The sequence below is a fragment of the Heliomarina baculiformis genome (genome assembly GCF_019966545.1).
GTDB classification, from domain to species: Bacteria; Pseudomonadota; Alphaproteobacteria; order Rhodobacterales; family Rhodobacteraceae; genus Heliomarina; species Heliomarina baculiformis.
Window position 1 is genome coordinate 1 of sequence record NZ_JAIMIC010000022.1, and the last position, 13,198, is coordinate 13,198.

The 13,198-nt window shown below is 60.2% G+C and carries 13 protein-coding genes and 1 pseudogene; 9 read left to right on the plus strand and 5 right to left on the minus strand.

Features of this window, described 5'->3' with window-relative positions:
• Nucleotides 1-206 precede the first annotated feature (206 nt).
• The 4 genes and pseudogenes from MF268_RS24235 (at nt 207) to MF268_RS24250 (ending at nt 2,965) form a co-directional block, all read left to right on the plus strand.
• Nucleotides 207-1,097, plus strand: coding sequence for a DUF1403 family protein (locus tag MF268_RS24235; protein WP_238373294.1), 891 nt, complete (start codon nt 207-209; stop codon nt 1,095-1,097).
• A 3-nt stretch (nt 1,098-1,100) separates the two neighbouring features.
• Complete coding sequence (scpB, locus tag MF268_RS24240; protein ID WP_238373295.1) at nt 1,101-1,694, plus strand: SMC-Scp complex subunit ScpB; 594 nt, start codon at nt 1,101-1,103, stop codon at nt 1,692-1,694.
• Nucleotides 1,695-1,909: 215 nt separating this feature from the next.
• Nucleotides 1,910-2,170, plus strand: a pseudogene (locus MF268_RS24245) (transposase); the annotation flags it as partial.
• Nucleotides 2,171-2,488: 318 nt separating this feature from the next.
• Entirely contained in the window at nt 2,489-2,965 is a 477-nt protein-coding gene (locus MF268_RS24250; RefSeq protein WP_238373296.1) for a GbsR/MarR family transcriptional regulator, read from the plus strand.
• Nucleotides 2,966-3,264: 299 nt separating this feature from the next.
• Here MF268_RS24250 and MF268_RS24255 read toward each other — a convergent pair whose 3' ends face one another.
• The 5 genes from MF268_RS24255 to MF268_RS24275 all read right to left on the minus strand — a co-directional run bounded on the left by MF268_RS24255 (nt 3,265) and on the right by MF268_RS24275 (nt 6,635).
• Nucleotides 3,265-3,897 (minus strand): glutathione S-transferase family protein, encoded by a 633-nt coding sequence (locus MF268_RS24255; protein ID WP_238373297.1) that lies wholly within the window; start codon nt 3,895-3,897, stop codon nt 3,265-3,267.
• Nucleotides 3,898-3,917: 20 nt separating this feature from the next.
• Complete coding sequence (locus MF268_RS24260) at nt 3,918-4,814, minus strand: SDR family oxidoreductase (protein WP_238373298.1); 897 nt, start codon at nt 4,812-4,814, stop codon at nt 3,918-3,920.
• A 28-nt stretch (nt 4,815-4,842) separates the two neighbouring features.
• A complete protein-coding gene (locus MF268_RS24265; RefSeq protein ID WP_037931962.1) occupies nt 4,843-5,340 on the minus strand; it encodes a luciferase domain-containing protein in 498 nt (165 codons plus the stop codon).
• A gap of 8 nt (nt 5,341-5,348) precedes the next feature.
• A complete protein-coding gene (locus tag MF268_RS24270; RefSeq protein WP_037931959.1) occupies nt 5,349-6,164 on the minus strand; it encodes a DODA-type extradiol aromatic ring-opening family dioxygenase in 816 nt (271 codons plus the stop codon).
• Between the two features lie 63 nt (nt 6,165-6,227).
• Nucleotides 6,228-6,635: a DoxX family protein gene (locus tag MF268_RS24275; protein ID WP_157802081.1), complete on the minus strand. Its 408-nt coding sequence runs from the start codon at nt 6,633-6,635 to the stop codon at nt 6,228-6,230.
• 131 nt (nt 6,636-6,766) lie between these two features.
• On the opposite strand from MF268_RS24275, the gene MF268_RS24280 reads away from it, so the two are divergent.
• From MF268_RS24280 to MF268_RS24300, 5 genes are all read left to right on the plus strand, one after another.
• Nucleotides 6,767-7,120 (plus strand): winged helix-turn-helix transcriptional regulator, encoded by a 354-nt coding sequence (locus MF268_RS24280; protein WP_232237129.1) that lies wholly within the window; start codon nt 6,767-6,769, stop codon nt 7,118-7,120.
• 252 nt (nt 7,121-7,372) lie between these two features.
• Nucleotides 7,373-7,960, plus strand: coding sequence for a TetR/AcrR family transcriptional regulator (locus tag MF268_RS24285; protein WP_238373299.1), 588 nt, complete (start codon nt 7,373-7,375; stop codon nt 7,958-7,960).
• A 72-nt stretch (nt 7,961-8,032) separates the two neighbouring features.
• Nucleotides 8,033-8,584: a TetR/AcrR family transcriptional regulator gene (locus MF268_RS24290; RefSeq protein ID WP_238373300.1), complete on the plus strand. Its 552-nt coding sequence runs from the start codon at nt 8,033-8,035 to the stop codon at nt 8,582-8,584.
• A gap of 13 nt (nt 8,585-8,597) precedes the next feature.
• Nucleotides 8,598-9,719, plus strand: a complete 1,122-nt coding sequence (locus MF268_RS24295; RefSeq protein ID WP_238373301.1) for an efflux RND transporter periplasmic adaptor subunit — start codon at nt 8,598-8,600, stop codon at nt 9,717-9,719.
• A 33-nt stretch (nt 9,720-9,752) separates the two neighbouring features.
• A complete protein-coding gene (locus MF268_RS24300; RefSeq protein ID WP_238373302.1) occupies nt 9,753-12,833 on the plus strand; it encodes an efflux RND transporter permease subunit in 3,081 nt (1,026 codons plus the stop codon).
• Nucleotides 12,834-13,198: the final 365 nt, after the last annotated feature.

Here is a 13,198-nt window from a genome sequence, read left to right on the forward strand (position 1 = left end):
TCCACCGATTAAATGGAAATTTCCTCGACGAGAGAGGCGATTTCGGCCGAATCCACCCATGAAACTAAAACGACACCCATGCTTCCCAGCATATCATTTTTATGTCCGATAAGGCAAACTTATTGGACATAACGTGACGTGGCAAGGCGGGGCGGTTAGTACATCATATTGTGGACGAAAGCGCCGCCGTGCGATAGCCTTGTGGCATGTCCTATGCCCATATTGACCTCTCTGGCGATCATGAAACTCTACTCCGGATGCCGTCTTGGGTCACCTCAACGCGGGCGGAAACCCTTGAAGATGTGGCGTTTTTGTCGGGCGGCGCGCTGAACCACCTGCATCTTGTGTTGAACCGGGACGACGTCCCCCAGACCTTGCTGCGGGCGCGGCTGGCATTGCGTGCCGCGGAGGCTTGTGTGACGCGCCAGGGACGCCCGGATCGCGCTTCGGACCTGCGCGATGCCGTGGCGTTCCTGCAGCCAGGCGACAGCCCGGGTCCAGCGGGCGAGACCTACCTCTCCTGGCGACGGGCGATGGAGCGCCCCGTCTCAGTGCAGGCTTTGCAAAGGGCGCTGTCGAATATCGACACTGATCAAATCGCGGCGTGGCTGCACGCAGGGCAGGGAGCGCCGGTACCCGGTGCCTTTGCCGTGTTGCAAGCCGTGTTTGAGGAACGCCAGCGAGACCTTACCGCGGCGGTGCTGCTCACGGATGCGGCTCTGGCACAAGCGCTCGGGTGGAGCCATGTTCTGCCACTCCTCGGGCTCGGCCTGAAACGTGCGGATCTACGGAAATTGGGTGAAGAGCTGCGGTTTGCGTGCCATCGGGCGATCGTGATGGCCGCGATCGAGGTAACACGGGAGGCCACCGACCTCGCCCGCCGCGCGGTCCGCTTGAAAGAGGTCGCTCCGAAGCTCCGGGCAAAAGGCGCTGACGAAGCGGTGGCGCAGTTTTTAACTCGGGATGCGGTCGCACCAATGGCGCTGACGTCGTTGCGGTCCGATCGCGCGGCAAGGCGGTTCTGTGACCGGCTAGTGGCGCTCGGTGCAGTGCGCGAGTTGACCGGGCGCGACACCTTCCGGCTCTACGGGATTTGAGCCATGACCAAGGATCACGCGGATCAGGGGCTGGATCGCGAACTGGACGAGCTGACCGCCGATCAGCGCTGGCGCGAATGGATGTGCCGGATCGAAGCGGTGCTCTTTGCCTCTGCGTCGCCCGTGCCACGCGAGGATTTGGCGCGCGTGGTGGGGCAGGGGGCCTCGGTCGACATGTTGACCGATGATCTAGCCGCCGACTTGGAGGGGCGGTCCTTCGAAGTGACGAAGGTGGCCAGTGGCTGGATGTTGCGGACGCGGCCGGCCTATGCGCCCGCGATCCGGGCGGCGTCCAATGTGGGCGAGCAGGACCTCGATCTCCGAGAATACGATGTCGCCGTGCTGGCCGCCATCGCCTGGCACCAACCGATCACACGGGACGGGCTGAAAGACATCTTCGGCAAGGAGATCAGCCGCGATCTGATCGGGCGGCTGCACGCGCGCGGATTGATCGGGACCGGGCCGCGGTCACCCCGGCGTGGCGCGCCTTACACTTTCGTCACCACCGAACAGTTCCTCGTGGCCTTCGATCTGGAGACGCTGCAGGACCTGCCTGATCGGGAGCAGATGGAAGATGCCGGGTTGGCGGAAGGATGACCTTTGAGCGGCAAAGTCACCCGCTCAATCGCTCCAATCTGACCCATCCGTGAGTTATAGAATGGCATTCTATAACTCACGACGAGGTGGCTGGTCTTGATCTCAAGAGTAAGGGATCATCCTCAATCTGTGTGGCAGAACTACCCTGAGATATTACAACTTGGGGAAAAGATTGGTAAGCGCCCCGTTGATACCGCAGCTTATGCGGCTTGACTGTCGTTCGCGGACGTCGGGCAGCTCCCTTACAAGCCTGGATCGACGACGCGATCGACACCAACCTGGTGTCCATCATGCGCTTTGCCCGAACGCTCCATCGGGATATCGATGCAGTCAGAAACGCAATCGAAATGCCGTGGAGCAATGGCCAAGCGGAAGGTCAGATCAACCGGCTGAAGACCCTCAAACGAGCAATGTACGGTAGAGCAGGCCCGGAACTGCTCAGAGCACGAATGCTACCTCTCCGCCACACAGATTGAGGATGACCCGATTTAAGGACAACGCGACACCAATTAAGGGCAACGCGACACCAGCTGAGCGCCCGGCGCGTTGGCTTGAGAGAATGGAAAATGCATGCGCGACCGCGATGCGGGACCTCGACGATATCGAGCTATGGGTGGGACGAGCCGAAAGCATGATGTTCCCGCTTTCTGGAAAGACACCACCAGCTTTGCGCGCCGTGCGGCCAATCCCGCGGACCCAAACAGCGTCAGTGCGCTCAATTTTTTCTGAACATACTGGAAGATTCGGTGATATGCTTTATCTTGTCAGCATCGGGGAATACCGGGAGGCGAGATGTGAGCAAGCCCGACAGGACAAGCGCTACCGAAGCGGCGCGGGCGGATTTCATCGAAAAGATCGGCGTGATCGCACAGACCGAAGGCTTGCCACGGATCGCAGGCCGCATCCTCGCGATGCTCCTCTATGATGGAGAGCGCGTTTCCTTCCGGCAACTTGCCGACGCGTTGCAGGTCAGCCGGGGAAGCATCAGTTCCAGTGTACGGATTTTGGAAAGCCAGCAATTGATCAAGCGAGTTGCTAAGCCAGGCGACCGGCAAGATTACTTCCAGGTGGTCGATAATGCCTTCGCCAACATGGTCGAGGCATCGGCCTCACGCGCCCGACGTGCCGCGGCGGATATTGAAGAGTCCCTGAAGGTGATTCCGGCGTCTGAGATGGGACCACGAGCCCGGGTGGCCGATTATGCCGCCTACTACTCTGCAATGGCTGAGGGTCTGGACACGGCTGCGAAGGCCCTTCGAACGGGCAAGTAAACGTAAAAATCGTGCTTGAGCCGCCATGACGTGGCGTCATAAGAGGCCTTTGCTGATGTCGCGTGGCCAATAATTTCAGGTGAGAAATCAAACGAGATCCATAACCAAGGTTTACCGTTAAGTTTGACAGAGCCCACTGATACATACCCTTAGCGCGGAAACTCTATTAATCCGGGATGAGGCGTCGCACCTACATCCCCAGGACCGCCGCATCGTTTCCGGCTCATTTCGAAATCAGATGGGCAGACCGGTCGGAGGACTTTATTAAAATCGACCAAACACCCGCGGCGGGCGCGAGGTCAGGCAAAGAGCGCTAGAAGCGGTGCCATGGCCTTTTGCCAGCTGTCACGCGCTTCAAGCCGGTCGATCCAACTCGCAACTCCTGGGTACTGGTCCAGTGAAATCCCGGCTTGATCGCGATACATGAAGGTGGTCGCAAGATAGAAGTCGGCAAGGCTGAGTGTGCCTGCGATCCAGTCCTTGCCGTCGAGTCCGGTTTCCAGAACGGCAAGGAACTGATCGGTCGCTTTCTCTTCCGCTTCGACCACAGTCAGATCGGGATCGCCCATGCCGAATTTCTCTTTGAGAAACAGCTCAAAGGACAATTTCTGCATCGCCGGGCCAAGGTGGATCGCTTGCCACCAGGTCCATTGATCGACGAGGGACCGCGCCTTGCGGCCCTCAGGATAGAGGCCCGCCTCGGGCCGAAGCCCCGCCAGATAGGCACAAATTGCCCGGGATTCCCAAAGCACGAAATTCCCGTCCTCCAAGACGGGTACCTTTGCATTGGGATTGCGAGCGAGAAATTCCGCCGCGCGGTTGTCCCCGGCCCGGATGTCGACCTGGACGATTTCGAGGTCCACGCCCAGTTCGTGTGCCACCGCCCGCACACGCAGCGCATTGGGCGAGAAATTCGCGTTGTAGAGTTTCATGATTTTGTCCGCCTCTATAGTTACTGCGGCGCCCGAAGAAGCACCGCCCGGTTTTCGGTCAGGAAATCGGCAACCGACTGTCCGGACTTGCCGGTGAGCGTCTCGAGATCGTCGCTGGCCACATCAAGGTAGCCTTCGGCGGTTGCCTGGTCGAAAGAGACGAAAACACGCGCCATGAACTCGGGCAGGCCATTTGCGATCATCGCCTGCACCATGTCTTCGGCCGGCATCGGAATGTAGGGGATGTCCTTGCCGGCGATGTCCGACAAAAGCGCCGCGATATCGGCCTGGCCGATGGATTCGGGCCCGGTGATGTCCAGCACCTCGCGGCCGGTCGCATTCATCAGCGCGGCAGCGGCGGCGCGGGCGCAGTCGGCGCGCGTGACGTAACTCGCCCGTCCGTCCCCTGCCGCGGCAATGAGCTGCCCCATGCCGATCGCCTGCGGTCCGCTCATAAGCAACATATCCGTATAAAGGTTGTTGCGAAGGATCGTGTAGCTGGCGCCGCTTTGCTCGATCAGCGTCTCGGTGTCCTGATGATCCTTGCTGAAAGTGATGGGGCTTTCGGGTACCGGGCTGGCAAGCGAGGTATAGACGATGTGGTCGATACCCGCCTCGCGTGCGGCGGTGATCGCATTGGAATGAGCCGCGAGCCGTTTGCCCGGCTCCAGATCGTCGGTGGAGATGATCAGGATCCGCTTGCCGCCCGCGATGGCCGGACCCAGTGTTTCGGGCGCGTTGAAATCGCCTTGGCGAACATCCACCCCCTTGTCCCTGAACTCGGCGAGTTTGTCGGCGTTGCGCGTGACCGCGATGATCGGACCGGCGCCCGCCTCGATCAGTTGATCGATTACCTGGCGTCCAAGCTGGCCGGAGGCGCCTGTGACGATAAATGGTCCGTTCTGAAAGCTTGCCATGGGCGTATTCCTGTTCTTTGAGAGAGAGTCAGCCGTGGATGTGAACCTGCGCGGGGTTGGCCAGCTTGCCGCGGGCGAAGTCCCAGCTCGTTGTCAGGATTTTGATCATGACGTCGACCTCTGACCCATCGCGCGGCGCAAAGGCCATGACGGCATTTGCCGGGATGTGTCCGGCCGACGCCATCGGGTGCGGTTCGCCCCATCCCTTGGCGATGAGTTCATCGACCGCCGCCAGCGGCAGCATCATGTGCGACGAACCGTCATAGGAGGGATGCACATGGGCAAATTCGCGTCCGATCATGAAGGCTTCACGCGGGCCGCAGGCATGCGCCACCGGCAAGACCAGTGCTTCGGCGCCGGGCACCGAGATGCCCGACCGGCAGCGCTCGACGAAGGGCAGGGCGAAGGCCTTCTCCTTGAAAAATGCGTGGATCTCTGCCGAGGAGTTCTGCGACACCTGCTCATGCGGGGCGCAATCGGTGGTGTCGGGGCGCGGGCCCTGCCGCGGGGGAAGTTCGAAGCTCATGGTTGGTCCTATCCAAATCTGAACGCGCTTTCGACCGCGCCCAACACGTGATCCTCGAGGGTCTTCTCCCCCCGATCCGCAAGCGCAGCCCCGGCCACGACGTGCAACGGGATCAGATGTTCCTCGCGCGGATTGGCATCGCGTGCGCCGGGCGCCTGATCCCACTCGGCCAGCATGGCATGGCGCACTGCGGGGTCTTCATGGGTCACCGCACTCGTGAGCCATCGGTCAAAGTCTCCGCCGTTCACCGGGCCGTCCGGTCCGCCCCTCATCGCCCGCATCATCTTGCCCATGTTATGATAGGTATTGCCGGATCCGATGATCAGCACCCCTTCGTCGCGCAAGGGCGCCAACGCGCGACCGACGGCAAGATGCGCCTCGGGGTCGAGATCGTCGCGCAGGCTCAATTGGACGGTGGGGATGTCGGCCTCAGGAAAAGCCACCTTTAGTGGAACGAATACCCCGTGATCGAAGCCACGCGCAGCATCGGCCCCGGTTTGGAATCCCGCGTCTTCTAAAAGTGCGCGTACGCGGGTCGCCAGCGCGGGCTCGCCCGGCGCGGGCCAGGTTAGCTGATAGGTATGCTGCGGAAATCCCTGATAGTCGAACAGCAGAGGCGGGGCGGGGTTGGTCTGCAAGGTAAAGACCCGCTCTTCCCAATGGCCCGAGATCACGAGGAGCGCCTTGGGCCTTGCCGGCAGGCTCGCAGGCAAGTCCTCAAGGAATTTGCGGTGCCGATCCCAGGCGTCAGGCGGGTTCCAGTCCATGAAGAAACAGGGGCCACCCCCATGGGGAACAAACAATGTCGGCTGCTTTTCAGTCATGTTGTCGTCCTTTTAAACCCAAGTCCGAGGCTATGGGCACCCCCGTGGCAACTCCGCAGCAGATCAGATTGGCGCTGCCGGAACTGCCGGTGCATAGGCCGACTTGACCGCACGCACGCGATTGGCGGTCAGCCACGAGACGATCAGGAGTACCCAGGTCGCCAGAGCCGGCGACCAACCCGGATCGCCTGCGCCCACATGGGCCCCGAAGGCGAGCACCAGATGCCAGAACATTGCCGCATAGGCCCAATCTGCCAGCACCGCCGAAGGGCGCCAGAGGATCACAACGGCACCGACGATCTTCAAAATTGCGAGTGGCCAGATGATGTATGTGGGATAGCCCAACACCTCGCGATACATGCCCGCGACCATGTCGTGGGATGAGATGTAGAAGGCCGCCGCACCCAGATAGACCAATGCCACAAGGCCGGTCGCGATCCAGTAGACATATTTTGCCACGTTGTCACTCACTGCCGCTCTCCCGGTTTTCGACGGTTGTTAGGCTGTCGGTTTCCATGTAGTATCATTAGGTGCCTTACTTCATCAGTTAAAGTAGGCACTTAAAAGTAACTTACTTTCGTGGGCTGCGAGGGCTATCCACAATGAAAAGCGTCCAACTAGCTTCCTGCCCGATGGAGGCGCTGCTGCGTGTCATCACGGGACCTTGGACGATCTATATCCTTTGGGTTCTGTCCGAACAGGGTCCACAGCGTTTCGGCGCGACCAAACGGCTGGTGCCTGGAATTTCCACCCGGGTCCTGACTGAGAGGCTGAGAATGCTGGAACATGCCGGCGTGGTCTGGCGCGAGCAGGCCATGACCATCCCGCCCGCTGTCACATACGGGCTGACTGAACGCGGCGCGGAGCTGCGCGGTGTGCTGGACACCCTTGGATCCATTGCACGCCGCTGGGAGGCGGAGGGTGCTTTCGACGGGACGGCACGCTCGGCGGAATGATGACGTCCGTCCTGTTCGCGGAATAATCCCGCGCCAGAAAGCGCCGCGAACGGAGCACGGCCCGAAGCTCATGACGAATTGAAAGCCGCGTTGGGTATGCCTGACAGGCGGCACTCACTCCGAACGATCCGCCCAGGTTTGCGGCTTGCCGCCACATAAAAATCAATCTACTGTACCGACTAGACGGTACAGTCAAGTTTGAAATCCCGCAATGCTGCACAGGACAGGAAGAACGAGATGCGCGAGAGAAAAATGGCCGAGGTTTTGTTCGGCGCGCGCGAGGTCTTCTTCCGGTGCGGTTATGAAGGCGCCACCGTCGATGCCATTGCCGCCGAAGGGAAAGTGTCGAAGGCAACAATGTATTCGTATTTCCCGACCAAGGAGCAGCTGTTTCTAAGCGTCGTGGAATCCGAATGCGGTCGGCTTGCGGAAGAGATCCTCCGACCCTTGTCCGCAGGTCCCGAGCCGCGCGCCCAGTTGGAAAAACTTGCCCTGCGCATGATCGATCTCGTTCTGGACGAAACCTACATCCGCCTTCTGCGGACGTGTATCGGTGCCACCGAGATGCTTCCCGAGGTCGGGGAGGTGTATTTTCGTGCCGGACCGAAACGGGCACGCGAACTCATCAGTAAAGTTCTGGAACGCCTTTCCCGGGAAGGCGCGCTTGAGATCGACAACCCCCCGCGTGTTGCGGATCACTTCATACATCTTTGCGTTTCTGGACTGTTGATGCCACGCCTGCTGGCCGTGCAAAGAACAGTCGAGTGGGACAAGCATGCGGCCGATGCAGTCACTGCATTCCTGCGACTCTACGGGAGCGGACATAGAGTAGAGCTCTGAACTGACCTTGCTTTCCGACAACGGGGCAGTGCTCCAAATCTCTCAATAAAATTGCCGAATGGACAGTGAATAATGACCATACAATCCAAAATGCAGGCAAAGAATGCGTCACCAAGGATCCTCGGCGCTGCGCGGGCAATTGCGCACAGAGAGGGCGCGGGAAAGATTACGATCGACGCCGTCGCGCGTGAGGCCGATCTCAGTAAAGGCGGGGTCTTATACAATTTTCCGACTAAGAGAGCGCTTCTTGCCGGGCTGCTTGATGAGATGCTCGCAGAACATCGCGAACGCCTGGCATCAGTCCCGGAAGATCGCAGATCCCGCACCTTGCGCGGGCACCTGGAAGCGATCGTGCAAGCCAGAGCCGTCGATGACGACCTCTCGATGGCGATTCTCGTGGCTGCCGCGTCAGATCCGCGGCTGCTCGATCCGCTACGGGCTGAACTGACCGGCGACCTTGAGCGTATCCTGTCCGACACACAAGACACTTCGGGTGCTATGGTTGTCGTCCTAGCGATCCAGGGACTTCGGTTCCAGAAACTTCTGGGCCTTCCCGACGGTGGCGCGGGTCTCAGGGGGCGCGTCATCGAGCAATTGAGGGCCATGATTAATGAACTCGAATAGAGAGACACGAAGTTTGAAGCGGATCGTTTTTGTTATTGCGGTAGCGGCCGTGTCGGCCGTTGCCGTGCCGTTTGTTTCGCCGTTCCTGACCGATGTGCTGGCCCAGACCGCGACGAACACCGTGGAGGCAGAAGTCGACACAAGGCCTGCAGCGAGCGTGGAGCGACCAGTCACGGTCGAAGTGACCCGTGCGCTCAATCGCGTCGTAAGTCAGTCTCGCACCGTTGCAGGCCGCGTTGAACCTGCTCGAACGGTGGACCTTGCGTTTCAGATACCCGGGCAGATCATTCGCCTTGAGGTTGAGCCCGGCGACACGATTCGCGAGGGCGAGGTGATCGCGGAGCTCGACCAAATCGATTTCGAACTCGCCGTCGACCGGGCTCAGGCGTCCTACGACCTGGCGAATTCCGAACTCGCGCGCGCCTCGGACCTCGCCGATCGTGGCGTGGCGTCCGACGCGCGCCTCGACACGGCCCGCGCGCAGTTCTTCCAGGCAGAAGTCGCGCTCCGCGAGGCCGAGCGGCGCCTGTCCCAAACGAAAATCGTCGCGCCATTCGACGCGATTGTGGCGCGCACCTTCGTTGAAGAATATGTCAACGTCACGTCGACCGCGCCTGTCGCGCGTCTACAGGATGTCAGCGAGATGCGGCTCGTGATCTCCCTGCCAGAGGAACTTGCGGCCATTGCGCGGTCGGCACCCGATGCCTTCGAGATCGTTGCAACTTTTCCGGCTGTTCCGGGTTACACCGCGCCTCTGGTGCTTCGCTCGTTTGCGACCGATGCCGACCGGACGGCGCAGACCTACGACGTGGAATTTGCGATCACGGGTGATATCGACCCGCGTCTCCTGCCCGGAATGACTGCGGATGTGCGCATCTCCATCGCCGCTGAAGCAGATCGCTCGCAATCCGTGATCGTTCCGGTTTCGGCGGTGGATACGACGAGCCGAACCGAACCGTCCATCTGGATCTACGAAGAATCGTCCGGCCAGGTCGCGCGCAGGGCGGTCCGTTTGGGTCTTCCGATCGACAATGAGATTGTCGTTCTGGATGGCCTGAAGGGCAACGAATTGGTTGTTTCCGGTGGCTGGTGGCGGCTCAGGGACAATCAGACCGTGACAGTTTCGGGGCTCTGATCCCGTTCTTTTTGACAGGACAAGAATAGAACCATGGCACTCAGCATCTCACGAGCGAGCATCGAGCGTCCTGTGGCGGTCTGGCTCACCATCATCTTTTGTCTCCTCGGCGGCTATTGGGGGCTGAACACGGTCGGTCGCCTTGAAGACCCGAGCTTCACGCTCAAAACGGCGCTCATCTTCGTGCCGTATCCCGGCGCCACGGCTCTGGAGGTTGAAGAGGAGGTCGCCGACGTCGTCGAAAATGCGCTGCAGCAAATGAAGCAGCTCGACCGGGTGGAATCGAAGTCGATGCCGGGCATGGCGCAGATCACCGTCGAGATCGAGATGACCTATGGCCCGGACGAGATCCCGCAGGTTTGGGACGAAATGCGCCGCCGCATCAGCGACGTGGAGGGGGACCTTCCCGCAGGGGCGCGACCGCCCATCATCAATGACGATTTCGGCGACGTCTATGGCATGTTCTATGCGGTGACGAGCGAAGGTCTGAGCCCATCGGAGCAGAGGGATTTGGCCACGACGCTGCGGCTCGGGCTGGTCACTGTCGATGGCGTCGCCAAGGTCGAGGTTCAGGGCCTCTCCGAAGAGGTAATCACCATCTCGATCCCGTCTGCACGCCTCGAGATGCTGGGGCTTCCGCCGACCCAGATCCTGGGCATTCTCGCAGACGAAAACCAGGTATTCACCAACGGCGAGATCACCGAGGGTCCTGCCCGGATCGGCCTATCGGTTCCGCCGGGCTATATTAGCCCCGAAGGGATAGAGGAGCTGCGGCTGGGCGCGGCCGGAAATGTCGGCCAGATCGCTGTCAGCGACATCGCCAGCGTGACCCGCGAGGCGGCCGAGCAGCCCAGCCAGATCATCCGGCAGAACGGCACGGCGGCCTTCACCTTTGGCGTTTCCGCGTTGACGGACCAAAACGTGGTCGAAGTCGGTCAGGCGGTTTCAGCACGGCTTCAACGGCTCAAGTTGGGGCTTCCTGAAGGTGTCGAGATCATTCCGATCTACGAGCAGCATGTCGTGGTGGACGAATCCGTTTCAAGCTTTCTCGTCAGCCTCGGACAGTCGGTCGCGATCGTGGTCGGTGCACTTATGGTGACCATGGGTTGGCGCGCAGGCCTCGTGGTGGGCGCGACCCTCGGGCTCACCGTTTTCTCCACACTGTTCTTCATGTCAGTGTTCGGGATACAGATGGAGCGGATCAGCCTGGGCGCCCTGATCATCGCGATGGGGATGCTGGTCGACAACGCCATCGTCATCACAGAAGGGATGGTGATCGGCATGGCACGAGGAAAAAGCGCAGAAGACGCTGCTGCCGAGACCGAAAGCGCCACGTCAATCCCCTTGCTGGGGGCGACCGTTATCGGGATCATGGCGTTTTCCGGTATCGGGCTGTCGCCTGACGCAACGGGCGAGTTTCTGTTTTCGCTTTTCGCGGTGATCGCCATCTCGCTGCTAACAAGCTGGGTCCTGGCAGTCACGGTGACGCCGTATCTCGGCAAGCTGCTGCTCAAGGCCCCCAAAAACATTTCGGATAATCCCTACAAGGGCGTGTTCTACGCGACATATCGCGGGATACTGTGGATGGCGCTGCGCGTCCGCATTCCGGTCGTTCTGACGATCATTGGCATCACCGTTTGGTCCGTCATGGCTTTCGGACAGGTCAAGCAGGCCTTCTTCCCCGCTTCGAACACGCCGATTTTCTACGTTGAGTTCCAGATGCCGCAGGGAACCGATATCAACACGACCGACGAAGAGATGCAGCGGCTCGAGCGGATTCTCATGGATGAGGATGCCGTAACCGGGGTAACGGCCCTCGTCGGGCGCGGGGCGAGCCGTTTCATGCTGACATACAGTCCAGAGCAGGCGGATACCAGCTATGGCCAGCTCATCGTCCGGGTTGCGGACGCCGCAACGATCGCGACGATCGCGAGCAGACTCAACCAGGACTTGCCCGCCGAATTCCCCCACTCTCTGATCCGTGTCGAAGAGATCGTGTTCGGACCGCCCTCCGGTGCCGATGTTGCAGTTCGTTTTTCGGGACCCGATCCGGTCATCCTGCGCCAGCTCGCGGATGATGCGATGAGGATTTACGAGGAGGCAGGAACCATCACCAATCCGCGCACCAATTGGCGGCAGCGTGAGATCCTCGTCGAACCCATCGTCGATGAGGCACGAATGCGGCTGGCTGGCGCAACGCGCGGAGCGATCGCGGATACCATCCGCTATGGAACGTCCGGACTGCGCGTTGGCGACCTACGCGAGGACGACGTGTTGATTCCGATCCATCTCCGGCTTCCCGAGAGCGAACGCGACGGAGTTGACCGCCTTCGTGACCTATCGGTGTGGTCCGATGGGGCAGGGTCCTATGTACCCATGGCCAACCTTGTCGAAAGGTTCGATCCCCGTCTTGTCGAGGCACTCATTCACCGGCGCGACCGAGAGCGGACAATCACCGCCCTCGGCGGTGCCCGCAGCGATCTCACCGCGGATGAGGCATTCCGAAGCGTCCGCACCGAGATCGAATCCATCCCGCTTCCCGACGGTTATGCAATGGAATGGGGCGGCGAATTCGAAAGTGCGCAGATGGCTCAGGAGTCGCTTGGCAAGCAGCTTCCCCTGGGCTTCCTGGTCATGTTGACGATTTCGATTTTGATGTTCAACAAAGTCCGCCAACCGCTCATCCTGTGGCTCGTGGTGCCAATGTCCGTGACGGGCATGGTCCTGGGGTTGCTGTTCACCGGGCTGCCCTTCACATTTACGGCCCTGCTCGGCTTCCTGTCGCTTTCGGGAATGTTGATGAAGAACGCAATCGTTCTCATCGAAGAGATCGATTTTCTACGTGCACAGGGTGTGCCCGATTACAAGGCGGTGATCGACGGCTCAGTCAGCCGTCTTCGCCCTGTGGTGCTCGCCGCCGGCACGACGATCTTTGGCATGATTCCGCTTCTGCCCGATGCGTTTTTCGCCTCGATGGCGGTGACAATCATGGGCGGCCTCGCTTTTGCCTCGGTCTTGACGCTCGTCGCGGTTCCGGTGCTCTATGCGCTCCTTTTCAGGATACGGCCACTAAAACGGGACGCACAGTCGGACGGCCTAGCGGCGACCGCCTGACGCAACGATCCTCCCTAAAATAGGATTTCGAGCCAATTTGAGGGTAGCGGAATGGCCCAGAAAAAACAAAACCGGAGAGGATCGTCGCGAAGCTCCGGGAGTCCGACGATCCCAGGGTGCCTCGTGCGGAGTTTCGAAGTAGAGTCCATGGTCCAAACGGCGCAATTCAATAGCGCTCGTTGGATAACTGAAGCGTTTCGACTTTAGATTGATACATGGCTTATCGTTTCTCGCACTCAACCGAAGGGGGCAGAAAGAGACCAAATTATTCAATCTTAAGTCGAAGCGCTGTAGCGTACTATTTTGCACTCTGCGGCATCAGACCCCATTTCGCAATCTCAAGTCTTGAGGTTTGCCGTCCACGA

Excerpts from the sequence above, each read along its gene's own strand:
- MF268_RS24235 (WP_238373294.1), top strand. The coding sequence starts at position 207 with ATGTCCTATGCCCATATTGACCTCTCTGGCGATCATGAAACTCTACTC.
- scpB (WP_238373295.1), top strand. The coding sequence starts at position 1,101 with ATGACCAAGGATCACGCGGATCAGGGGCTGGATCGCGAACTGGACGAG.
- MF268_RS24255 (WP_238373297.1), bottom strand. The coding sequence starts at position 3,897 with ATGAAACTCTACAACGCGAATTTCTCGCCCAATGCGCTGCGTGTGCGG.
- MF268_RS24260 (WP_238373298.1), bottom strand. The coding sequence starts at position 4,814 with ATGGCAAGCTTTCAGAACGGACCATTTATCGTCACAGGCGCCTCCGGC.
- MF268_RS24265 (WP_037931962.1), bottom strand. The coding sequence starts at position 5,340 with ATGAGCTTCGAACTTCCCCCGCGGCAGGGCCCGCGCCCCGACACCACC.
- MF268_RS24270 (WP_037931959.1), bottom strand. The coding sequence starts at position 6,164 with ATGACTGAAAAGCAGCCGACATTGTTTGTTCCCCATGGGGGTGGCCCC.
- MF268_RS24280 (WP_232237129.1), top strand. The coding sequence starts at position 6,767 with ATGAAAAGCGTCCAACTAGCTTCCTGCCCGATGGAGGCGCTGCTGCGT.
- MF268_RS24285 (WP_238373299.1), top strand. The coding sequence starts at position 7,373 with ATGGCCGAGGTTTTGTTCGGCGCGCGCGAGGTCTTCTTCCGGTGCGGT.
- MF268_RS24290 (WP_238373300.1), top strand. The coding sequence starts at position 8,033 with ATGACCATACAATCCAAAATGCAGGCAAAGAATGCGTCACCAAGGATC.
- MF268_RS24300 (WP_238373302.1), top strand. The coding sequence starts at position 9,753 with ATGGCACTCAGCATCTCACGAGCGAGCATCGAGCGTCCTGTGGCGGTC.